This is a genomic window from Microcoleus sp. PH2017_09_SFU_O_A (assembly GCF_020738625.1).
In the GTDB taxonomy this organism is placed as follows: domain Bacteria; phylum Cyanobacteriota; class Cyanobacteriia; order Cyanobacteriales; family Microcoleaceae; genus Microcoleus.
Genome location: NZ_JAEQCF010000061.1, coordinates 1 through 23,200 on the forward strand (window position 1 = coordinate 1; position 23,200 = coordinate 23,200).

The window sequence follows — 23,200 nt, forward strand, 5'->3', positions numbered from 1 at the left end:
CCCAAGAGTTGTCAAAAAACCTGTTTCAAAGTTTAAATCCAAAAAAGTCAAGCACAGAGGTACTGGAATAAAAACTAATCCTCCTATTTTTAATATTTTAAAGCCTCCCAACCCTTAAGTAAACCGTATTGGATTATCGTCGTGGTTTTCGTTATTTTGCTATGGCTAGGTATTCTTTCCTGGCTCTGTTTCGATATGTCCTCGGTTTTTTTACAGGTGACTTAATTTGATTGTGTAGAGCATCTATGATTTTTTCAGTATTCTCTCTTGCTTGATTTAATAGTCCTAAGTCGGTCGGATATTTAAGGTCGGCTGGCGCGCAGGTTGCATCTAATATTAATTTTCCTTGATTTTTGGATTCACTTATTTCTGATGACTTTTTTTCAACCAGCTCTCCTGGCACTTCGGTCTGCTCTTTGACCATTTTTTCGTTGATTTTATTGACTAGATTGACACCTATTCTTTGCCGAAAATAAACGAGCATGGATGAGTCAAATGGTGCTTCATTACTATAGCCACTCAGACCTAGGAAGTATTGTAGGTATGGGTTTTCTCTTATTTGTTCTACTGTTTCGGCATCGCTAGTTCCTAATCTTTCTTTGATTATTAATGCCCCTAAGGCGATACGAAACGATTTGGCAGGAGCTCCCGTTGAGCAGGTGAAATTTTTGGCATATTCTACTTCAAATTCTGACCACGGAATTATTTTTGCCATGATTACCCAACGATTATTCTCTGATAATTGTCACGCGATCGTTAAGGTCAAAGTTGGACGGTGCTTTTGGGGCCCTAGTCAAGTTTTCGGTACATGAACGAAAGTGATGCTGTGCATGGCTTTTGACTAATTTTAGCTCATAGTCTTACACTTTATCCGCGCCGATCGCGAGTCAAAGTCTTTTCAGGTAAGGCTTTTAGGCTTATTCAGCAAGCCCTACATAACCTTCCTCGTTACAGATGTTTAAGCTGTTAGTCATTTAAATTTATTGCTTGAACCTCTTACAGCATGGGGTCTGAGCTACAAATAGTGCAGTTTGAATGTCGAACAGCTTAATGTAACTTTGGTGCTGTGTGAGAATTCATATAAAAATCAACAGGCTATACTATCTCAGCGAATTGCTGTCTGAAATAAAATCGATTTTCCTAGAGTCCTCAAAGAGCATTAGTTGAATATGAATTAATAATTTTGGAACCATATAAAGTCAAAGTATACACTTGGAAAGCTAATATGCAACAAGGTTTAATTTCATTAATTTTTTTTTTAATTCGGCTTTCAAATAACAGGCAAACCATCCTGAAATACCAGCAATTTTCCCGGTTCTATTTGCGTCCAGACTTCGTTATCAGTGAGCGGGAAAGTGGCAATCACCGCGACGCGATCGTCCTCTTTGGTCAATTCCCGGAAATCCACAGTTACATCTTCATCGATCGAGTGCGCGCTGGCAAAAGGTGCTTGTCGCACAATATAATGCAGATTAGTAGAACAGTGTGCAAACAAGTGTTCTCCATCAGAAAGTAAATAGTTGAAAATTCCTTGAACGGCAAGATTTTTAGTAATTTCGTTGAGAACCACGTAAATTTCCGTCACAGTAGGTTTATTGTGAGGAAAACTTTCTCGCAGCTTTTCTAATATTAAACAAAAAGCTTTTTCGCTATCAGTCTTGCCGACTGGTTTGTAAATCCCGGCACTTTCAGGATTAAAGTTTTCCAGATTTCCATTGTGGGCAAATACCCAATACCGCCCCCAAAGTTCCCGAATAAAAGGGTGACAGTTTTCTAGAGCAATTTCCCCTTGAGTAGCTTTACGAATATGAGCAATGACGTTAGTTGAGTGAATGGGATAGCGACGCACTACTTCAGCAAGCGGAGAAGCAACCGCAGGTTTTGAGTCTATAAACAGGCGACATCCCAAGCCTTCAAAAAAAGCAATTCCCCAACCGTCTTGATGAATGTCTGTTCGACCACCTCTTGCAGAAAAACCTTCAAAAGAGAAGCAAATATCTGTTGGAACATTGCAGTTCATTCCCAGTAATTGGCACATAGCTTTTAAATCTCTGGAGTTTGGATGGATGCCGCAGCTATGGGCAGCTACAGATTTTTGATAATACCATTATAGTATGAAGTGATTTAGCGTTATAAAAAAAACATAATTAATTTGCTTTGTCAACCGTAAGAATACTTAGTTAGAGAAAAATCCGAGGCGCTAAATAAAATTCAGTACCCTATCCCCGAGAGCAGTCTTGATTGTTCCGTTTGTGTTGCAAATATTTGCTGATGTGGGCTGGCGGGGTATCTATCCCTGCGCAATAGTAAAACAACTATCAACACACTGGCGATTCAGTTGCCACAAAAAGTCAGGTGATTTTAGATGCAAAAGTTGGAAATAACTTATTTTATCTGGTTTGGAGCTTGACGACTGTTACATTATTTTTTAAACTGGTATCAGTTATCACATTAACAGCATATTGATGACTATATCGTAATTTTCCATCAAATCAATCAGATTAATGCCAATGTGATCGATCTAATTAGGAATGCTAAAACACCCAAATATGACGAGATTGTGAGTTATTTTTGGCGACAAGTAGCAGGTATTTAATGTTAGCTACATTAACTACACTTCGGCAGAGATTTTCAGGTTTCTCCGGCGCAGTTCACTACTAATATCTTTAATTTCATAGCGTCATTTTTGATCGGGTCGTCTCGTTTTCACATATCTTCAATCAACAAGCACCAAGTATAACAACTGAAAATGCAAAATCTCAATCAAAAAGACGATCGCCCAAACCGACAAATTCTCACAGGCTTAATCCTCGGATGGGGATTGCAAGGACTATTTAGCCTTCCAGCATTAGCACAACCAAGTTTACCCGAATCTCCCGCTGTGATTGAAAACCAGGCTCAACGCACCCCAACTGCAATTTCCGTAATTGCAGTTGAGGCACCGGAGACAATCTTACCGGAAAATCAGCAATTTGTCGATCGGTCTATCCCACCATCCACACCCAGCTTACCCCAGTCTTCCCCTACTCCTGCAACTCTTGCTGAACCAGCCCCTACCGAAATTGCAGTTGACTCACTCCAGAAAATATTAGTCGAAAATCCTCAATCAGCCAATCAAAATCTCCCAGCCGATGCCAGTTTACTTGAATCTCCAACAACTATTGAAAACCAGAGTGAACCAATCTCAGAGGAAAGCACAGAACAAGTTACATCTGTCTCTCAACTCAGCGATGTAAAACCCACTGATTGGGCATTTCAAGCACTGCAATCCTTAGTAGAGAGATACGGTTGTATAGCTGGATATCCCGACAGTACCTTTCGTGGCAACCGCGCTTTAACCCGCTATGAATTTGCAGCCGGAGTCAATGCTTGTTTAGATAAAATTAGAGAATTAATTGGCACAGGCAATGAAAACAGAGTCAAGCAAGAAGACTTGGTAAAAATTCAAAAACTGCAAGAAGAATTTGCAGCCTATATCGCCGTACTGCGAGGGCGCACCGACTTATTAGAAGCGCGAATAACAGAAGTAGAAGCCAATCAATTTTCGCCGACAGTCAAGCTATCAGGATTGACAATTGTGGGAATACAAGGTCGCAGTCCCAACCGTGCCGATCGCGCTCCTAGAGATGGCAAAAGAGATACGAAAGACCCCGGCACAAATATCAACACTATCGCTTTAAGTCAGTTATATTTAACGGCTCAATTCACTCCCCGCAGTAACTTATTCATCGGTCTTTTAAATCAGAGAGGAAAGACATCACCGCAATTAACCGAAGACGTAAACCTTGCTTACGATTTTGGCGAAAATTCTGCCCTTACCCTCAGCGATCTTAACTATCGCTTTCTGGTAGGCGATAAATTAGCAGTAATTGGAGGGACAGCAGGAGTTAACATGATTAGCGGTTTCCGAGGACCGAATCGAGCTGAAAGCGCCGCTTCTGGCCCGATTTCAACCTTCGCTCAAAGAAACCCTATTTTGAACATCGGTCTCGGTCAAGGCGGCGCGGGAATTGACTGGCAATTTGCCAAAAGAGCGAGTTTGCAAGCTGTTTATTCTACTACGGTTCCCGGCTTTTTTGTCAGTTCTAACGGGCCTAGCGGACACAATACACTGGGATTGCAATTAACTCTCACTCTCGCCGATCCACTAGATATTACTGTTTATTATGTCAACGACTATTCGCCTAACGGCAATTTGCTTGGTTTGGCGGGAGACAGTCAATTAACTGCTGTTAATCCCAGTACCAGCAAATCAGCATCCCTCCAAACGAATGCTGTGGGAGCAACTGTAAATTGGCGGGTTTCTTCGCGTATTTCCTTGGGAGGTTGGGCTGGTTATACTAATTCTCGGATTCCGGGTAAATCTGGGAGTGTGGCAACTACAAATTATATGGTGTTTGTGAATTTTCCAGATTTATTTGGCACTGGAAATTTGGGGGGGATTTATATCGGGCAACCTCCTAAAATTGTTAGCAGTAATTTACCGACAGGCAACAATATTCCCGATTTTTTAGATACGGGTTTAGGGGGCAAAGGCGGCCAACCGGGAACGACTACTCATGTAGAGATGTTCTACCGCTGGCAGGTGAGCGATAATATCAGCGTTACTCCAGGAGTAATGGTGATTTTTCAACCAGATCACACTCGCAATAGCGATCCGATTACGGTGGGTGTCTTGAGAACTTCGTTCTCTTTTTGATTTTGTTTGTAGTGGGGACTTCAGTCCTCATAAAAGTCAGACGACTAAAGTCCTCACTATAAACTTATAACGGTTATTTTAAAATAATTAATATTAGTTATCAGTCAGCTCGCGCCAGGACTTAAACTTTTTTGCGGGAATCCCGAATTATTGCAACAAATACAAGTTTTGAACCTCAATCAGTTTTCGCTTTCTGACGCGGATTAAAACGCCGAGGAAGATGTCTTAATCTTTTTTCTAAGTACAAACACATGAGCTTTACTAAAACTTCACATTTTTGGGACTAATATCGTCATTCAATCTTTATTTTGTAGATAAAAATACTGAATTACTTGTAAAAAAAAGATCCGCACAAACACTCTAGGAATTATTTTTAAATTCAATTAATATCTTAACATATCTTCGATAGTTCCTGAAGTTAGGATTTAGAAAAACATGATTAAATCAAATGGCTATTTTTTGGCTCTGGGCTTGGCAGCAATTTCGGCTCTGACAGCCTGTCCTTGTCAAGCACAAACGGCTGTTGAATCAAATGTAAATTTAACGGGAGATAAGAATATAACAACCACTAACCAGCAGAATGGTGCTAACACTTCTACTGGCGATCGCTCAAAAACTATTAACACTTCTAAATCTTTTGTGGTTTCAGAGACTAATACCGTACCCGTTCAACCTAGTGCGACGGCGGCTCCGGAAAATCGAACTGTACGCAGCAATCCCTTGAGATGTCGATTTTTTAATACTCCTTCAATGCAGCAATAAATACCGCAGATATCGGAAAAAGAGAAGATCGTGGCCGAAGAGAGGGCGATGCTTTCTGAGGATTGCTCTCTATTTGCTTAATTAACTTCATTTTTAATTCAACTTTCTGGGGGAAAGTCAGAAAACTGTTTGATATTCTTCAAAATTATTTGAGGCTTGCTTTTGTACTGTTCAACCTTGCCGCTGATATACACGTAACCGCGTCCTTGACCTGCATAACGCTTTTCAATCAACCGCTTCAAAGGAGCCATTTCATAAGTTTCGGCATCGGGTATCCACAAATCTAATTTATGATAAACTGAACCTGCATAAATCAGGGCATTGCCGCCGATCCATTTATTAATTCCTGCCTGCAAGTCGCAGAAAATAGTAATAGATTTAGCTTTCTCGGAAGCTGCTAAAATTTTTGGGTAGTGCAATCTCACAGAAAGTGCTCCGTCCCTTGCTTCCGACAATCGAAACTCTTCAACAATCGAGCCTCGCATCGACCACCAAGGCAGCAAATTAGCATAGTTGCGAGAGGGAATCTTGGCATTGGTAATCGGATCCCAAATCATCAGATTGTAAGCTTTGGCTGCCGATTCTGCCTCGGTCATTTGTCGGTGATACAATCTCGATCGCCCGTATTTCATAAAGTAGGGACTCCAGCCTTCTTTAATCAGTTTTAGATTGTAATTTTCTCCATCTTTATGTACGTAACATAAGAGGCGCCCGTAGTTGTCACGGTGTTTTTCTAGAGCAATTTCAACCGGATCGTCTGTATCAAATTCAATGTCAATTTTAGCAAGCCCACCATTTGCTGTAGCGAAGTATTGTTTAGCCATTTCCGAAGCTGCTTTCCCTGCGGCAGTTACAGGCTTTGAAGTGTTAGAGTAACTTTCTTCTGTATCGACGCAAATCAGCCGCAGAGACTCGGTTTTGCCGTTGAGAGCAACTTTGACAGTATCGCCATCAACTACTTGAGTTATTTGCAGGTTCGGAATTCTAGTTGCCATATTTCGCACCCTGTTAAACTTGAGATTTGATTCACATATTGGGTTAATTGTACATGAGTTTGCTGCTGAATGCAATAAATGTACCGTTGCAACTACCAGGAGAAAGAGTAATGGCTGTTCTAGAGTATGTAAAACCCGGTGTAAAAACTGGTCAAATTATGCTGGCGGTCGATCTAAAATTATATACAACCGCAGATAAAGGCAGATGAACGCAGATCAAAACACATCTGCGTTCATTTGTGTTCATCTGCGTTCATCTGCGGTTACAAAATACCCCTAAGAATCAGCCCGCAACTTATCCAAAACTGTCCGATCTTCCAAGGTCGAAGTATCCCCAGAAACCTCTTCTCCAGCGGCCAAAGAACGCAACAAACGCCGCATAATCTTTCCGCTGCGAGTTTTCGGCAAAGCATCGGTAAATCGAATTTCGCCGGGACGGGCGATCGCGCGTAAATCAACCAAGGCGATCAATCGGGGTAAAGCGAGTTATCTTCAACTTTTAAATTCCTAATCTGTTCGCGAATCACATCGGTTTTTGTTCTACCGCTGTTCGCGCAATAAGCTTCTAGCCGAAGCATTTCTACTTCAGGGAGTCGGATGGTTAGAACTTTAACGTTTTTACTCATACTGCAATTATACTGAAAAATGCAGTACAATCATAGCAGAGAAATGCGCCTTGGCACAATGTTACCGCACCATGCCAAGACGACTTCCCCGAAGTTGAACGTCCAACAAAGGAGCAATTTAATTATGATTCAAGATCCAGAAAAAGAACCAGAACGTTGGGATGAGCCGATTTTAGCGGATAACCCCAACCAAGCGAAACAGGAGTGCCAAAAACGAGCCGATCGCTACCGGGTTGAATTAGAATCTGTAACTCAACCCCGAAAAGTCGAAAATCGCCCTCAAGTGTACCGTTGCAACTACAAGGAGAAAGAATAATGGCTGTTTTGGAGTGTGTAAAACCTGGTGCTAAACTCGGTCAAATTATTCTGGCCGTCGATTTAACTGTTGCTGGTGCAGTCGATCGCATTTTAGCAAAAATTCAAGACTTAGGATATGACCCAGAAATCCGTCATGTCAACTATCCGTCTGGAGTTCACGTCTTAGCAATTCTCAAAGACGAACAGCATTCAGAAGCAGTCGATGATGACTACTTGCTAGAAGATTGGCTGCAAGTAAGGTCGCAAATTAACAGCGATGCCGTTCATTTGTGGCGAGGTAAATAACGGAATTAACAATTAAACCGCAGATGAACGCAGATGTAATCTTATCTGCGTTCATCTGCGTTAATCAGCCTACATCTGCGGTTGCAAAAATACCCCTAGGAATCAGCCCGCAACTTATCCAACACCGTCCGATCTTCCAAAGTAGAAGTATCCCCTGTCACCTCCAAACCAGCAGCCAAAGAACGCAACAAACGCCGCATAATCTTTCCGCTGCGAGTTTTCGGCAAAGCATCGGTAAAGCGAATTTCGCCGGGACGGGCGATCGCCCCAATTTCCTTCACAACGTGCTGCTTCAATTCCTTAATCAATTCATCACTAGGCTGCTGAGTATTTTGCAACGTCACAAACGCCACAATTTCCTCACCCTTAATCTCATCCGGTTTCCCCACAACCGCAGCTTCCGCCACCGCTGGATGAGACACCAAAGCCGATTCAACTTCCATCGTACCGAGTCGGTGTCCGGCGACATTAATCACGTCGTCAACGCGGCCCATTACCCAGAAATAACCGTCTTTATCTTTGTGCGCGCCGTCCCCCGCAAAGTACACGAATTGGCCATCTTTTGGGTGCAAATATTCCCAATAAGTGCGGCGGAAGCGATCGGGATCGTTGTAAAGTGTACGCATCATTCCCGGCCAAGGATGTTTGACTACTAAATAACCGCCGCTTTGATTAGTTACTGGTTCGCCATCTTGGTCAACGATATCGGCAACAATTCCGGGGAACGGAAGGGTTGCAGAACCGGGTTTTGTGGGGATTGCACCGGGCAAAGCGGTAATCATAATTCCCCCGGTTTCTGTTTGCCACCAAGTATCGACTATCGGACAATTCGAGTTGCCAATTACGCGCTGATACCACATCCAAGCTTCAGGATTGATCGGTTCGCCGACGGTTCCTAACAATCGTAAAGATGATAAATCTCTGGCATTCGGCAACTCTTCGCCCATCTTCATAAAGGTGCGAATTGCTGTTGGTGCGGTGTAGAAAACAGTGACGCCGTATTTTTCGATTACATCCCAAAAACAACCGGGATTCGATGCGCGCGGAGCACCTTCGTACATGACAGTTGTTGCACCGTTGGAAAGGGGGCCGTAGACTATGTAACTGTGCCCTGTAATCCAACCTACGTCGGCGGTGCACCAGTAGATATCGGTGTCTTGGAGGTCGAATATCCACTTGGTTGTCATGTGGGTGTAAAGGTTGTAGCCGCCTGTGGTGTGGACGACTCCTTTCGGTTTGCCGGTACTTCCTGAAGTGTAGAGAATGAATAGCATATCTTCGCTATCCATCGGTTCGGCGGGACAATCTGCGGAGGCGTTTTTTTGCAATTCGTGCCACCAGCGATCGCGCCCTGGTTCCATTTGCACTTCTTGTTTGGTACGCTGGACGACGAGAACGTTGGTAACACTGGGTGCAGCGTTGTTGGCGAGGGCTTTGTCTACTTGTACTTTGAGGCCGACTGCTGCGTCTTTGCGGAAGCCTCCGTCTGCGGTGATGACGAGTTTTGCTTGGCCGTCGTTGAGGCGATCGCGCAAAGCTTCTGCACTAAATCCGCCAAAAACTACGCTGTGTACTGCACCGATTCTGGCACAGGCTAACATGGCGATCGCAGCTTCGGGAATCATGGGCATATAAATGCCGACGCGATCGCCCTTTTGGACTCCCAATTCTTTGATGACGTTAGCCATTTGACAGACTTCGCGGTGGAGTTGGGCGTAAGTCAGGGTGCGGGAGTCGCCCGGTTCGCCTTCCCAAATCAGGGCGGCTTTGTTTTTGCGCCAGGTGGTTAAATGGCGATCGAGACAATTGTAAGAAATGTTAATTTTGCCATTGACAAACCATTTAGCAAAGGGTGGCTGCCAGTCGAGCACGGTATCCCAGTTTTGAAACCAGTCTAATTCTTGGGTAGCGAGTTCGGCCCAGAATGCTTGGGGGTCGGCTTTCGCTTTTTCGTAGAGGGCGCGGTATTCTTCTAGGCTTTTGATGTGAGCTTTTTGGGAGAATTCAGCAGGTGGCTGAAATAGGCGTTTTTCTTGGAGTATTGATTCGATGGTATCTTGTGACATCGCTGTTAGTTTTAATTTCGGTTAGTCTTTGTAACTATTGTTTGCATAAGTTGGGGCAAAAGTATGTTTATTTTCCTTAAGACTTTGAATACTTGTGTAAATGTTGGCGCTTATTACCAATTACCAATTACCAATTACCAATTACCAAATTTTCATCAAACAGATACTGAATTGGCATCAGCCTTTCTCCTTGCATCTCTTTCTGCTTTAAATTTGCGGAGTTTTTCTGTCACTGGAGAAGGGTTGCAACGTTGTTCTTCTTGCATTCTCTCGCCCCATTCCAACCATTCGGTTATGTACTTACCGACTGCTTCTTTGTTGTGCAGGTAGTACAAAATTGTCGCATAAACTTGTTCGAGGGTGAGGGATGTATAAATATTAGCAATTTCTTCGGGAGTTCGAGCGCGAAACAGGTATTCGTAAAGAATAGTTTCGATGCCGATTCGAGAACCTTTGAGCCGAATATCATCTGGTCTTAGGAAGTTGAAGTAGTCTTCTAGTTGCATAACTTGGTGGCTAGGATAACGGTTGATAATATTATATCAGTTGAACAGAAAATGTTTTAGTTGTTTTTTGACGTTAATAAAAATAAATAAAACAGGCTTCACTCCTCTGGGAATGCCCTTATAATATAGTTGAATGGAAGAGTCGATCGCACAAAAACCATGACCCAAAATTTAGAAGCAAGCCAACTTTCGTTAAATGACGTTCGTCGCCTTCTCAAGCTGGAAAGACAAACAGAAGGCTCTTTTACTGATTTTTTCTCTCTGGAACCTCTGACAGATTTTGAACAGCAGGAATTATTGCAAATCAGAAATGTCTTTTGGCGTCATCTAGAAGCAAGGAAAATTTCTGCAAAAATGGTGAAATTTTTAGTGCTTTCACCTTTGATGAGATTAGCAGGATTTTTTGATATTCCGATCGTGCTGACAATGGAAGATAGCATACCGATCGAGGTTGAGGATGGGGATACTTTAATTAAGGGGCGGTTGGATATTTTAGCCGTAAATCAGCCGGATGCGGAGATAGGGGCGGCACAGTTTTGGATTTTGGTGGTGGAGGCGAAAAATAGTGCGATCGCCCCTTTAGCCGGTTTGCCACAATTGCTGACTTATACTTATAAAAGTTTGCAACAGCAATCGTCTGTTTGGGGATTGACAACGAATGGGGAAAGTTATCGGTTTGTGCGGGTGACGCGGGGGAATCCTTGCACTTATCAAATTTTACCAGAATTGAATTTGATTGATACAGAGCGATCGCTCTTGTTGGCGCAAGTCTTGAAAGCGATTTGCAAGTTGCAGAATGTGCAGTTGCAGTTGGCATGATGGTTTGGGACAGAACCGTTTTGACAGATTTTGGCAACTGAAGTCTTGTTTACTGACACCTGGGAAGTGTAGCTTGATATATAATATTCTGTAATATGATATTTACCCTTATCCTAAAACCATGTCTGAATCCCGAAGACTTCTTGAGGACGACGCCGTAGGATTGGCAGACAATCCAGAGCCGCGCTGTCCCTGTATCCTGTTGCTAGACGTTTCCGGCTCTATGAGCGGCGCACCCATTAAAGCCTTAAATGATGGATTACGCATCTTCAGAGACGAGCTGAATAAAGATGACTTAACCAAGAAGCGCGTTGAAGTAGCGATTGTTACCTTTGAGAGTGAGGTAAAGGTGGTTCAGGATTTTGTAACTGCCGATAACTTTGAGCCACCAACCCTAAAAGTAGGAGGAGCCACCTACATGGGAGAGGGAATTAATAAAGCTTTAGACATTCTTCAAGCGCGAAAAGCGTCGTATAAGGCAAATGGAATCTTTTATTACCGCCCTTGGGTATTTATGATTACAGATGGTTCACCCAGTGATAATGAAGTTGTCGATCGGGCAGCCCAACGGATTCGGGACGAGGAAATAAATAAAAGAGTTGCTTTCTTTGGTGTGGGTGTGGAAGGGGTTGATATGCCCCGCCTCAGTCAAATTCTAATCGAGCGCACACCTGTGAAGTTACAAGGGTTAAATTTTGCGGAGATGTTCCAATGGCTATCCGTTAGTATGAGCAGAGTATCTCATTCTAAATTAGATGAACAAGTTCCCCTAGAACCGCCTAAAGGATGGGGTTCTGTTTGACGACTTGTCAAGTTGCGTTTAAGTCAAAAGCATCCCATATTTAAAATCTTTTTCAGCGGATGTACAAAGCCGAACTTTATTTTAAATTAAGGAAGATGTTTCGGTAATTCACCGCGTCAAACATCGAAAACTGGACTTAAGCATGGGATTCCAGAAACCAGGTTTTTTACGAAAAAACTTTGTTAGAACATCGTAGACTCAGTAAAAACCCGGTTTCTTTGGTCGGGGTGCGTCCAAAACCGGAGGAAATATCGATGATTCCGTTACATCCTCAGTTTATTACCAAAAACGGTAAAAAAGAATTTGCAGTGATACCTTACGAAGAATTTGCAACACTGCAAGCATTCATTGCTGATATGGAAGATTTGATGGATTTGAGGGCGGCCAAACAGGAAGATGCAGATCGACCTTCTGTGCCGTTAGCAGAAGTAAAAAAAATGTTAGGATTGTAGAGGGTTGTGGTGGGGATTAGTATGCAAGTCAAGCGTCAGTCTAATGGAGAACTGATTGATCTGGGGCCTGAGATAGCTCGTGGTGGTGAAGGGGCAATTCACCCATACCGTCGAGATCCGTCACTGGTGATGAAAATTTATCACGCCGAAAAGCTAAAAGATATTGATAGTGACAAACTCCAACTAATGCTCGCTAACCCCCCTGATGACTCAGTAAAAAAAGATCACGGGTGTGTCTCGATTGCTTGGCCGGTTGATTTACTACTTTCTATCGATGGTAGTGAGCAAATCATGGGCTTCCTTATGCCGCGAGTGCCGATGCAGCAAGTGCGACCCATCCACGATTACTACAGCCCTAAAACTCGCAGTGAGAAAAATCTCGGTTTCAATTATAAATACTTGCACCAGACGGCGCGAAACTTTGCAGCCGCGATGAGTGCTTTACACGCGAAACAGTATGTCATTGGCGATGTGAATGAGTCGAATATCTTGGTTTATGACACAGCGATAGTAACGCTGGTAGATACGGATTCCTTTCAGGTTCGTGATTTCCAACATGGTAAAGTTTATCGCTGTCGGGTGGGGAAACCGGAGTATACACCCCCGGAACTTCAGCGTAAGACATTTGCAGATTATGACCGCACGCCGGAACATGATTTATTTGGGTTAGGGGTGTTAATTTTTCAGTTGTTGATGGAAGGGACGCACCCTTTTGCTGGAGTTTATCAAGGAACTGGGGACCCACCACCAACGGAGAAACGGATTTTAGCAGGGCATTTTCCCCACGGAACCAAGACAGTGCCTTATCGCCCTGCACAAATTGCAGTAAGGTTTGATGTGTTGCATCCGACGCTGCGGCAGTTGTTTGTACGCTGTTTTGAGGATGGGCACAATAACCCCCAAGCGCGGCCTGATGCGCGGACTTGGGTGAAGGCATTAGAAGAAGCAGCAGAAAAAGATTTAGTGAGTTGTAGGGTGAATTCTGAGCATCGGTATGGGGGACATTTGAGGGATTGTCCTTGGTGTGAGAGGAAAAAACGATTAGGACTCGATGCGTTTCCGCCAAGGGCTGGGATACAATCTAATATTCCTGTCCAAATCCCTTTGTGGTCTGCTAGCAAACCTAAACCTGTCAGTTCGCCGGCACCTACTACATACGCGACTCCTGTTCGGCCTACACCTACACCTATATACAATCCTCCGCCTTCGCCGACTCTGGCTGCTACACCTACACCTACACCTACATACAAGACCCCTCCTCTGGCAACTAGAAAATTCTTTGATAAAGCATTGACTTTAGGTGGAATATCTGCGGTTCTTTCTGTCAGTTTTTTTCTATTTTATCCTCACCAAGATCCAGAATTAAAGGATAGACAAAAACACATTACGGATCATATTAAAGCCATTAAGCTTGATTCAAACAGTGCGGATGGTTACAGTAATCGGTGTCTTGTTCGTTATGATTTAGGAGATAAAAATGGAGCAATTGAGGATTGTAATCAAGCCATTAAACTTAATCCTAAATTAGCTGATGCTTACAGCAATCGGGGTCATGTCCGCTACAATTCGGGAGATAAAAATGGAGCCATTGAGGATTTCAATCAAGCGATTAAACTTAATCCTAAATTGGCTATTGCTTACAATAATCGGGGTTGGGCTAGCTATAAATCAGGAGATAAGAAGGGAGCTATTGAGGATTACAATCAAGCGATTAAACTTAATCCTAAATTGGCTATTGCTTACGATAATCGGGGTTGGGCTAGCTATGAATCAGGAGATAAAAAGGGAGCTATTGAGGATTACAATCAAGCGATTAAACTTAATCCTAAATTGGCTAATGCTTACAATAATCGGGGTATTGCTAGATCTGATTTAGGAGATAAAAAAGGAGCCATTGAGGATTATGATCAAGCGATTAAACTTAATTCTAAATTAGCTCAAGCCTACGGAAATCGAGGTATTGCTAGATCTGATTTAGGAGATAAAAAGGGAGCTATTGAGGATTACAATCAAGCGATTAAACTTAATCCTAAATTTGCTAATGCCTACTACAACCGGGGTCTTGCTAGATCTGATTTAGGAGATAAAAACGGAGCCATTGAAGATTACAATCAAGCCGCAGAAATCTATCAGAAAGAGGGGAATACAGAGTGGTATCAAAAATCAGTATATAGCATTAGAAAACTTCAGTAATAGCTAAACTATTGATAATGACAATGGCGACCACGATTATCATGCTATAATTTTAATAGGTTGGGAGAAAGCAATGCTGTTTTAATGCCCTCTATAATACAATCATTCCAGTGATTTTATAAAGCTATATCTTTCTCAAAGCCGTGTCCAACTCAACCATAAAAGGTTTACTGGTAACAGGTGAAGCTAACACAACTGCCGGATAATGCCCCACAGGAGGGTGCATAATTTCTCGATCGCCCAACACAGGAACTTCCACCGTATCAACTCCCGTACCGGAAGAAAACATACTGTCTAATACAACCCCAAAAAAAGACTTACCGCTATCTATATCTCGAAAATCATCAGCCAAAGTCCGTTGCTGATTAATTCTGACTTGCTGTTCACGTCGCTTTCCCATCTGCTTGGACAGATACTCTGCAACCTGTGGAGAAACCCCTTTAGTCGTAATTAAAGTATTGCAGTTACTCAAAATTTCTGCTGTCTTGCGTTCATCTCCAAATTGAGTCACATCTTGGGCCGCCAAACAGATACCAACATTAGCATTACGAGCGACTGCGAGCACTTCTTCGTACTTAATGTGCTCTTTAAGTTGGGGAGCTTCGTCTATGATAAAATTTAGGGGAATTTTCTTAGATGCTTTTCCGGCATTACGATTGTACACATGACCAAAAAGTTGATCGAGCATTAAGCTAGTGAGTTGTGACGATTTTGGATTGCCCATGTAATGACGGATGACTAGCAATGTCGGGCGACTGTCAATATCAGACAGTGCAAAATCACTGCGTTCCGTTACTTGCATTACAGCAGAATCATCAAAGACATTTAAAGCATTTAATAAACCTTGAACAGCTTTTGAGTGTTCTTCAACACTAAATGTAAAAAATGCAGCTAGCTTGATCTGATATTTATGAACTTGAGGATATTGGCGAAATACATTGCGGAGTTCATCTTGAAAGGCAATCAAGCGAAGCAGATGACTCGGTTTTGCGTTATATGAATAGACTATTTTGACAATCGGAATCAAAGCCCGCAACCACATCACATCGCGATCGTAGAAAAACCTGTTTGGATCGCCAGGATTAGGAGGAGATCGTAGTATGCTAGTAATAGCAGATTCTATGCTCCTATCATCTGATAATTGAATCGCATCTAACCAATTCCAAGAATCAGAAGAAGTGGGATCGCCATGATCCCAATACCAAACCCGGCAGCCCAATCTTTTCGCTTCATTACTGAGACGATTGGTGAGGTTGCCAACAACATCTACTGTCACCACGCTGTGCCCATTTTTCATTAACCCGATCGCCCAAGGTACAATCACACCCTCTGTTTTTCCAGCCCCAGTTTTCCCAATAACAGCACAGTGGCGTTTCAGTATATCAGCAGATAAAAACAATTCCTGTCCTTGGCGATTGTTAGGGTGCAAATAACGCCCTAAACTGACCGCACCCTGAGATAATTGTTTCACTTCCTCCTCTTCAGCAACCCCCCGATAATCCATGTAATCTCGATATTTATCTGGACGGGGAGACTTGTCTTTTGGGCCAAGAACTTTAATCATAGAAGTTTGACGATATCAATTGGTTGTTTAGAGTTGAATAGCAGTGAATTTGTGCCGATCAAAGGATACTGGAAGACTTAGGATCGCGAATTAAATAACTTACAGTTTTAATTGTTATTGTGGGATGCCTCGCCGTCCAAAAAGGGCGAGCCCGATACCCCACAAACTTGTGTAAGTTATTTAATTCTCATTCCTTAGCTACAAGCTTTTCGCCCATCGATAAAAAGCGAGGAAAAATTTATCAATAAAATTCATATTCTTCTGCATTTTTCTCTCATGTAATTCGTCCCGTGCTTCGCGTTCTTTAGTTGGAAAGAACTCGCCCCACAATCCCACATTGCTACTGAAGTCTGCGGATAAAAAACTGAAGACAAACATGGCCAGATAGACTATTGCATAAGTCGTAACTATGGAGAGTATCAACCACCACTTACAAAAAATCTTCAAAGTTTCCATTAGAATCTCTCCCGATAAGTATTTCTTTCTCGACTAGGATTTGGTTTGCGTTCCCAAAGATGAGGATTAGTCTGGATATCGTTGATTAAATATCTTGTCAAATTATCCAAAGACCTTTCTTCAGATGTGAATATACCAAGCCTTGTGGCTTCACGTAAATACTCATCTTTTGACGGTATATCAGTGCCTTTCCAGGGCGACATTCGGCGGTTAAACGACGGTTCACAACCAATAATAGCAAGATTTTCTGCCATAATCGGATTGCTACATTCAGCCCAACGCACGGTAACAGTATGTTGGTCAACCAACAAGTAATCCTTCAAAGATTGGTTGTGACTGGATTTGATCTCTTGTCGCAGCCGTGTTGCAATATCTTGTTGAGTAGCTTGTCCCGCATAGAGATTTTGTCGATCCGATTCATCGCGAATTAGATAAATCCCTAATTTTCCTTTGCACCCCCAAGTGTCGATAATATCTAAATTATCCTTGCCGGGTATAAACTTGTATGGTGACGACCAATTACTATTAAATTGCATTTAACCACCTTAGACCTATTAAATTAATTGGTACAGAGTGCTACAGAGGCATAGACAAATTTTCCTGACAAGCTTTGCTATATTTAGCTGCTTCTGCATTTAGTTCTGATAAATAAGTAGCACAAACGATTCCGTTTGTCAAGGATGCAGAACTCGCGGCGACACAGTTATAGTATTTGTTTTAGTCGGGACGGGAAGTTTTTAATAACTGGTTCGCAGGATGGAAAGGTGCGGTTTTGGCCGGTGGAAAGTTTGGATGAGTTGTTAGCGAGGGGGAGGGAATGGCTTGGTGAGAAATTTTAACCACTGATGCAAGCAGATGGTTTTGATTCTTATTTCTCACTTGTTAAAACTGTTGTTAACTTCAGTAACTTATCCAGCGTCTCCTGGGCCGATACTCGCAATTGAACCTCACCAATATCAAATCGAGGGTCTTCAATCAAATCCGGGTCGCTGCAATAAGCATCAACATCGGTAAACAACTTGTCTAAAATCTTAAATTCTCTTCCCGGCTGGAGATTATTGTCACTCTTAAACAATTGTAGAAACCGCTGTTCAAACTCATCAGCGCTGATTTTACTGCCTGCAAACTCTTCTAATAACTTGATGTACTTATCCATATTTATCCACCTCCAATATCTCCAGTCGCACTTAATTCAGCAATTTGGGCAGAATTCAGTTTCCAGCCGCTAATAAAATTGTCTCCTGCGTCCACTATAACATTTAAATTAGTCGCAGGGTCAAAGTAGTGCTTTACAGGTTGCCTGCGATAAGTACCCTCAATCTCCTGCACTCCCTGTTTCTGGACATGAGTTTGAATAGCTGCTGCAAATGCTGCTGCTGTCTGCAAATTGTAATTGCCTGAAACACCAAAATCGGCAGCGTGTTTGAATTTCTTTTGAATTTGACGCTCTGATACAAGCAGATTTACAGACATATTCAAGTCAAGATTTGTTAAAAAATTACAATTAGCAGTGACATCAGGCAAACTCTTATCTTACCATAAAAAACGACTCAACCCTAAAACTAAAGGTAAGAAAATGTCTGAACTTAGACAAAATCTAATTACCAGAGATTGGGTAATCATCGCCACCGATCGCGCAAAAAGACCTGACCAATTCGCCAACACAAAAAAAATACCCGCATTCCTACCCTCACACCGCCCAGACTGCCCGTTTTGCGTGGGTAACGAAGAAGATGGCACCTTAGAAACTTGCCGTTTGGGCGATCGCACCGGCTGGAAAGTCCGCGCAATTGGCAACAAATATCCCGCCCTGTCGCCGACAGCAGAACGGATCAGGATATCATCGGGAATTCACCGCATGATGTCGGGAATCGGCTTTCACGAAGTAATTGTCGAACACCCGCGACACGATTTGACGACTGCTTTGTTGACCGTTGAAGAAGTAACGGACATACTTTTAGTATACCGTCACCGCTATTTAGAAATTAGAAAATATCCCCACGTTGAAACAATTGTGATCTTCAAAAATCACGGGGAAAGTGCCGGAACTTCTCTCGAACACCCTCACTCGCAGATAGCAGCGACGCCCGTTGTCCCCAGCCAATTTCGCAGCCGCATTGATGCAGCAGTTCGCTATTTTGATGATACGGGAGAATGTCTGTTTTGCAGGACTTTGGAAGATGAATTGGCGGCAGGTGAAAGAGTAATTTTTGAGAGCAAATATTTCGTGGCTTTTATTCCTTACGCTGCACTTTCACCGTTTCATATCTGGATTTTTCCGCGCCGACATTCGTCTTCCTTTGATGATATTACTGATGCGGAAATTACGGATCTGGCTGATACTTTGAAAACTGTACTCGCTCAGCTTTATTACGGATTGAACAATCCCGATTACAACTATAGTATTCGTTCCGTGCCGACGGCGGAACAGGCAACAAAATACTTCCACTGGTATATCGCCATTATTCCCAGAGTGACCAAGCAGGCTGGGTTTGAGCTTGGTAGCGGAATGTTTATCAATACTGCTTTACCCGAAGAAAGTGCTGAGTTTTTGCGATCGATCGCAATTCCTATCAACCCTAATTTTCGACCAACCTAAAGTATAAAAAGTTACAATTTATCAAGGAATGTCCGAAGCGAAGACGGGAGACAATTTAATGATTTTCAATCATCGGTTGAAATAGACAATTTAAATCTGCAACAGCTTAATTGACACTCAAAATTTATCAACCTACAAATATTTATTAATATTACCGAACTCACAACAAACTTTCGACATACTGCCAACAGTCATCGCTAAAATTAGCTTTCAATATATCTCTAATTTTAGCATCGAGCGACAATCTCGCCTCGCCAGACTCAGCACTCTCGGCGATTTCGCAACTCTCATCAGATAAATTTTCTTGGAGGTGGGCGAGAGTATTGGCAAAATTAGCCAGAAAATAATGTTCATCCACCCACGCTGTCGGATCTGGGATGGCTGGACTTCCAAAAGCCCGATCGACTAAATCTTGTTTTGCAGAATCGTCAGTCTGGTTTTTCATGGAACCCATTTAGATAGAATTTGCAACTTATCCCAATCTTAAGCTAAATTTTGAACGCTGGTGCGATCGCGATCGACGAACCGCAGTGATAAATTTGGGTAATTTGTGCGATCGCGATCGAGGTTGTTTTGGCGATCGGCTGTTATCATACCACATCACGGCTAGCGATCGATAATTTGCACATTGGGCAAAATCGACTTAGGTATCATTCCGTGAACTCCTTTGCGGGGATTATTGACAGCCTGAGTAATCCGAAAATTGACGGCGAGGGAACAGAAAACATAGGCATCTTCTTCTTGGAAATTTGCATATTTTTGTAGCCAATTAACAGTCTGTTCTAACGCCATATCAAACGCATCATCTAATGTTTGACCAAAACCCATAACTACAATATGAGTAGGAGTTTCCGCAAACGGAAATATATAAAATAAATCCTTACGCAAGATGATTTGAATAGTCCCATTCATCGAAGTTTCAATCGCCGTACCATTAACTTCGCCATCTCCCTGTGCCGAATGTCCGTCGCCGATTGACAGCAAACCGCCACGCACCGCAATAGGTAAAAATAACCGCGTTCCTGCTTGCAATTCCTGATTGTCCATATTGCCGCCGTAGCGTTGTGGAGGAATAGAAGAACGGTTGATTTCAAAATCTGCAACACCGATAATTCCGAAGAATGGATGCAGGGGAATCTTAACGCCGCTATTTGCCGGAAATTCCGCAATCTTTTGTTCTAAATCTAGGGGAATAAACCGCAATTTAGGGTCAGGAAAATATTCAGGTAAAACTCCCCAACCAGCGCGAATTGCATTGAATCCTACTGGTAAACTTGGGTAAACTTCCTCGATGTGAATTTCTAAAACGTCTCCGGGTTCAGCCCCATTAACATAAATCGGGCCTGTTAGCAAGTGCGGGCCCGGGCCGACTTTGCGGTTGTCAGGTAAATTCTGACAGATATCTAAAAATTCCGGCGTCAAAAATTCCGGCGGGGCCTTGTCAGCAACATAATATCCTGAATAGGTTTCGATATCGATGCGATCGCCCGAATCGACAGTTAAAGCAGGTTCTAGCTTGGGAGAGAAACCGCCTAAGTGTACGGTTTTGCAGTTAGCTTTGAGAAAGTGGTGAGTCATTCGATTTTAGATTTTAGATTTTAGATTTTAGATTTTGGATTGGGGGATTGTTCGATTTTAGATTTTAGATTTTGGATTTTGGATTGGAGAATTGGAGGATTGTTCGATTTTAGATTTTGGATTGGAGAATTGGGAGATTGGGGGATTGTTCGATTTTAGATTTTAGATTTTAGATTTTGGATTGAGGGATTGTTCGATTTTAGATTTTAGATTTTAGATTTTGGATTGAGGGATTGTTCGATTTTAGATTTTAGATTTTAGATTTTGGATTGGGGGATTGTTCGATTTTAGATTGGGGGGATTGGGGGATTGGGGGATTGGGGGATTTTGTAATTGTTAATGAATTGGTGAATACCTCATCTTTGGGAGAACCGCTATATTTGAGATTAATAGTTGAGGTTTGTGGGGTGCATCTCATGTTTGGCAAATATATGTGTAGGGGCGAAGCATGACCGCATTCAATATGAGATTATAACTAATAACTTATCTGCGGTCATGCTTCGCCCTCCTCAAAAGTCAGATCCACCCGGTTTGTGATATCTGAGATATTCTCAGAATTTCTTAACTTTTTGATAACTTTCGTAGTCTAAAATTCAAAGCGGGGGCGGGTTTATATATATTGGGGTTGGGAGTTATATTTTACTGTTGAACTTTCCCCTACAGATTAATGACAATAACTTATGTTAACACCATTGCCCGATAAATTAGAAATACCCCAAGGTTCTTCTCGCAACCTGTGGTTTTTTGCTGTTTTGATTTTGATTGTCCTATTCCTAGGTTTGATTATGCAATCTTTCCTCAACAAACCCAAACTTTTAACCGATCCGTTTCTGCAACTTCCAACAACTAACTCGGTGCGAGTTGTTTGGTTTACCGAATTTTCCGGGACTCGGAACATTGTTGCTTACGGCGAAAACTTGAGTAAAATTGCGACTGCAAATACTACCAAGCTAAGCCGGGTTCGGGAAGACAAAGACTCGCACATCTCCGATGAAATGAAACAGGGCATAATTGATAACAATCCAATTGTCCGCCACATCTGGCGCCACGAAGCAGAAATTACTAATTTAATGCCCGGTGTTCGCATTCCCTATCTAGTGACTAGCGAAACGAAAGATGGTGAATCTGTTAGCAGCAAAGTTTTCAGCCTTTCTCCGACACCAGCAGCGGGAATTGGGCTAAAAATCCTGTTCACTTCCGATCATCAATTGATGCCGATGACAGCGGCTAATCTCCAGAAAGTAGCAGAAACAATTGATAAAGTTGATGCAGTTTTCATGGCTGGTGATTTAATTAATATAGCCGATCGCGCTTCCGAATGGTTCGACGACGACCGAGGCCGCGCTTTTTTCCCGGGTTTGCAAGGCCGCGCCTTCTCCGAAATCGACCAAAAGGGCGTCAAAACCGTGTACAGCGGTGGCGAACTGATCCAACACGCGCCTATATTTCCGACGATTGGGAACCATGAGATTATGGGTAGGTTTTCAACTAGCAGCAGTCTCAACGACCAGTTTAATGACCCTTTTCCCCGCGCTGCTGTGGAAAAAATATATCCATACCTCACTCAAAAATATGGGATGAAAGACCAAGATGTTTTGTTAAAAAACAATAGTTTTAATAGTGATACTTACAACGAAATTTTCAGTTTACCAAGTGAGAAAAATTATTATGCTGTGACGTTTGGGGACGTGCGGTTAGTGACTTTGTATGTTACGAATATCTGGCGGACTCCCAATTTAGATCCGGGGGCGAGAGGCAGGTATCGGGAACGGGACGAAGATTTTGATCGTCCTGAAAAATGGGGATACGGACAGCATATTTTTGAGCCAATTGCCAAAGGTAGCGCTCAATATTCTTGGCTGGAACAAGAGTTATATAGTGCGGAATTTCAGCAAGCTAAATATAAAATTGTGATGTTTCACCATCCACCGCATTCTCTGGGTGACAATATTGTACCTGCTTATACTGACCCAGTGCAAATAGTCGATCGCACTTTGGACGGCGAGATTAAGATGGTGCGTTACGAATATCCGAAACAGCAAGATTATCTGATTCGGGATGTGATGCCGCTGCTAGAAACGGCGGGCGTGCAGTTAGTTTTGTACGGACATTCGCATTTGTGGAATCGGTTTGTGAGTTCCAGCGGAATGCACTTTTTAGAGACTTCCAATGTGGGTAACAGTTACGGGGCGTTTGCGGGGAGAAAGCGCCGATTTGTGCCGCCTGGATATGGGGAGGATTACAGCGCGATTGGAGATCCGAACGGATTGGAACCTGTGATGCCAACAGTTGCACCTTTGTTGGGGAAAGATGGGCTGGCATTGCCGTATATTGATAGTAATGATATTACGGCTTTTAGTATATTTGACACGGGGAATGCTACGGTTAGTAGCTATTATTTTGATACGCGGAAACCAGACTCGGAAGTGGTGAAATTTGATGAGTTTAAGTTAAAAAAATCGTGATTTTGTGCTGTCAGG

Annotated in this window: 23 protein-coding genes and 1 pseudogene; 11 read left to right on the forward strand and 13 right to left on the reverse strand. The window is 42.6% G+C overall.

Translation table 11 applies throughout. The annotated features are described in order from the left end of the window. Window positions 1–154: 154 nt before the first annotated feature. Window positions 155–745, reverse strand: a pseudogene (locus JGK16_RS21690) (transposase); the annotation flags it as partial. Window positions 746–1,270: 525 nt separating this feature from the next. Beyond that, the gene (locus tag JGK16_RS21695) at window positions 1,271–2,038 is read right to left on the reverse strand and encodes a class II glutamine amidotransferase (protein WP_293183975.1); all 768 of its coding nucleotides are present in this window, start codon (window positions 2,036–2,038) and stop codon (window positions 1,271–1,273) included. Between the two features lie 711 nt (window positions 2,039–2,749). Between JGK16_RS21695 and JGK16_RS21700 the strand changes: the two genes are divergently transcribed. Both JGK16_RS21700 and JGK16_RS21705 read left to right on the forward strand, forming a co-directional pair. Continuing rightward, window positions 2,750–4,699: an iron uptake porin gene (locus JGK16_RS21700; protein ID WP_293192504.1), complete on the forward strand. Its 1,950-nt coding sequence runs from the start codon at window positions 2,750–2,752 to the stop codon at window positions 4,697–4,699. A gap of 435 nt (window positions 4,700–5,134) precedes the next feature. Continuing rightward, window positions 5,135–5,461, forward strand: a complete 327-nt coding sequence (locus JGK16_RS21705; RefSeq protein ID WP_293192506.1) for a hypothetical protein — start codon at window positions 5,135–5,137, stop codon at window positions 5,459–5,461. 98 nt (window positions 5,462–5,559) lie between these two features. On the opposite strand, the gene JGK16_RS21710 is transcribed toward JGK16_RS21705, so the two are convergent. From JGK16_RS21710 to JGK16_RS21720, 3 genes are all read right to left on the reverse strand, one after another. Further along, entirely contained in the window at window positions 5,560–6,456 is an 897-nt protein-coding gene (locus tag JGK16_RS21710; RefSeq protein ID WP_293183982.1) for a thermonuclease family protein, read from the reverse strand. Window positions 6,457–6,732: 276 nt separating this feature from the next. Beyond that, window positions 6,733–6,918 (reverse strand): hypothetical protein, encoded by a 186-nt coding sequence (locus tag JGK16_RS21715; RefSeq protein WP_293183985.1) that lies wholly within the window; start codon window positions 6,916–6,918, stop codon window positions 6,733–6,735. 5 nt (window positions 6,919–6,923) lie between these two features. Then, window positions 6,924–7,082 (reverse strand): hypothetical protein, encoded by a 159-nt coding sequence (locus JGK16_RS21720; protein ID WP_293183987.1) that lies wholly within the window; start codon window positions 7,080–7,082, stop codon window positions 6,924–6,926. Between the two features lie 124 nt (window positions 7,083–7,206). Here JGK16_RS21720 and JGK16_RS21725 point away from each other — a divergent pair, with 124 nt between their 5' ends. Together JGK16_RS21725 and JGK16_RS21730 are read left to right on the forward strand one after the other, a co-directional pair. Beyond that, window positions 7,207–7,398, forward strand: a complete 192-nt coding sequence (locus JGK16_RS21725) for a hypothetical protein (protein WP_293197994.1) — start codon at window positions 7,207–7,209, stop codon at window positions 7,396–7,398. After that, on the forward strand, window positions 7,398–7,685 hold the full coding sequence (locus JGK16_RS21730) for a hypothetical protein (RefSeq protein WP_293192510.1): 288 nt from the start codon (window positions 7,398–7,400) through the stop codon (window positions 7,683–7,685). The genes JGK16_RS21725 and JGK16_RS21730 overlap by 1 nt, the downstream gene beginning before the upstream one ends. Window positions 7,686–7,780: 95 nt before the next feature. Here JGK16_RS21730 and acs read toward each other — a convergent pair whose 3' ends face one another. Next, on the reverse strand, window positions 7,781–9,751 hold the full coding sequence (gene acs / locus JGK16_RS21735; RefSeq protein ID WP_293183992.1) for an acetate--CoA ligase: 1,971 nt from the start codon (window positions 9,749–9,751) through the stop codon (window positions 7,781–7,783). A 155-nt stretch (window positions 9,752–9,906) separates the two neighbouring features. Further along, complete coding sequence (locus tag JGK16_RS21740) at window positions 9,907–10,257, reverse strand: DUF433 domain-containing protein (RefSeq protein WP_293183995.1); 351 nt, start codon at window positions 10,255–10,257, stop codon at window positions 9,907–9,909. A 159-nt stretch (window positions 10,258–10,416) separates the two neighbouring features. Between JGK16_RS21740 and JGK16_RS21745 the strand changes: the two genes are divergently transcribed. The 4 genes from JGK16_RS21745 (at window position 10,417) to JGK16_RS21760 (ending at window position 14,523) form a co-directional block, all read left to right on the forward strand. After that, window positions 10,417–11,076: a restriction endonuclease subunit R gene (locus JGK16_RS21745; protein WP_293183998.1), complete on the forward strand. Its 660-nt coding sequence runs from the start codon at window positions 10,417–10,419 to the stop codon at window positions 11,074–11,076. Window positions 11,077–11,197: 121 nt separating this feature from the next. After that, the gene (locus JGK16_RS21750) at window positions 11,198–11,878 is read left to right on the forward strand and encodes a VWA domain-containing protein (RefSeq protein ID WP_293184001.1); all 681 of its coding nucleotides are present in this window, start codon (window positions 11,198–11,200) and stop codon (window positions 11,876–11,878) included. Between the two features lie 254 nt (window positions 11,879–12,132). Further along, window positions 12,133–12,330: a type II toxin-antitoxin system prevent-host-death family antitoxin gene (locus JGK16_RS21755; protein WP_293184004.1), complete on the forward strand. Its 198-nt coding sequence runs from the start codon at window positions 12,133–12,135 to the stop codon at window positions 12,328–12,330. A gap of 21 nt (window positions 12,331–12,351) precedes the next feature. Further along, window positions 12,352–14,523: a tetratricopeptide repeat protein gene (locus tag JGK16_RS21760; RefSeq protein WP_293184006.1), complete on the forward strand. Its 2,172-nt coding sequence runs from the start codon at window positions 12,352–12,354 to the stop codon at window positions 14,521–14,523. A 124-nt stretch (window positions 14,524–14,647) separates the two neighbouring features. Here the strand turns inward: JGK16_RS21760 and JGK16_RS21765 are convergent, their stop codons facing one another. Further along, entirely contained in the window at window positions 14,648–16,087 is a 1,440-nt protein-coding gene (locus JGK16_RS21765) for a type IV secretory system conjugative DNA transfer family protein (protein WP_293184009.1), read from the reverse strand. 455 nt (window positions 16,088–16,542) lie between these two features. Then, on the reverse strand, window positions 16,543–17,079 hold the full coding sequence (locus JGK16_RS21770) for a hypothetical protein (RefSeq protein ID WP_293184012.1): 537 nt from the start codon (window positions 17,077–17,079) through the stop codon (window positions 16,543–16,545). A gap of 144 nt (window positions 17,080–17,223) precedes the next feature. Between JGK16_RS21770 and JGK16_RS32790 the strand changes: the two genes are divergently transcribed. Continuing rightward, window positions 17,224–17,382 (forward strand): WD40 repeat domain-containing protein, encoded by a 159-nt coding sequence (locus JGK16_RS32790; protein ID WP_366053901.1) that lies wholly within the window; start codon window positions 17,224–17,226, stop codon window positions 17,380–17,382. Window positions 17,383–17,411: 29 nt separating this feature from the next. Here JGK16_RS32790 and JGK16_RS21775 read toward each other — a convergent pair whose 3' ends face one another. Together JGK16_RS21775 and JGK16_RS21780 are read right to left on the reverse strand one after the other, a co-directional pair. Next, window positions 17,412–17,699 (reverse strand): colicin immunity domain-containing protein, encoded by a 288-nt coding sequence (locus JGK16_RS21775; RefSeq protein ID WP_293184014.1) that lies wholly within the window; start codon window positions 17,697–17,699, stop codon window positions 17,412–17,414. A gap of 2 nt (window positions 17,700–17,701) precedes the next feature. Beyond that, on the reverse strand, window positions 17,702–18,016 hold the full coding sequence (locus JGK16_RS21780) for a colicin D domain-containing protein (RefSeq protein WP_293184017.1): 315 nt from the start codon (window positions 18,014–18,016) through the stop codon (window positions 17,702–17,704). A 103-nt stretch (window positions 18,017–18,119) separates the two neighbouring features. Between JGK16_RS21780 and galT the strand changes: the two genes are divergently transcribed. Further along, the gene (gene galT, locus JGK16_RS21785) at window positions 18,120–19,142 is read left to right on the forward strand and encodes a galactose-1-phosphate uridylyltransferase (RefSeq protein ID WP_293192512.1); all 1,023 of its coding nucleotides are present in this window, start codon (window positions 18,120–18,122) and stop codon (window positions 19,140–19,142) included. A gap of 160 nt (window positions 19,143–19,302) precedes the next feature. Here the strand turns inward: galT and JGK16_RS21790 are convergent, their stop codons facing one another. Together JGK16_RS21790 and JGK16_RS21795 are read right to left on the reverse strand one after the other, a co-directional pair. Beyond that, window positions 19,303–19,587 (reverse strand): hypothetical protein, encoded by a 285-nt coding sequence (locus JGK16_RS21790; protein ID WP_293184022.1) that lies wholly within the window; start codon window positions 19,585–19,587, stop codon window positions 19,303–19,305. 161 nt (window positions 19,588–19,748) lie between these two features. After that, on the reverse strand, window positions 19,749–20,720 hold the full coding sequence (locus JGK16_RS21795; RefSeq protein ID WP_293192514.1) for an acetamidase/formamidase family protein: 972 nt from the start codon (window positions 20,718–20,720) through the stop codon (window positions 19,749–19,751). Between the two features lie 680 nt (window positions 20,721–21,400). Between JGK16_RS21795 and JGK16_RS21800 the strand changes: the two genes are divergently transcribed. Further along, window positions 21,401–23,185, forward strand: a complete 1,785-nt coding sequence (locus JGK16_RS21800) for a metallophosphoesterase family protein (protein WP_293184027.1) — start codon at window positions 21,401–21,403, stop codon at window positions 23,183–23,185. Window positions 23,186–23,200 lie beyond the last annotated feature (15 nt).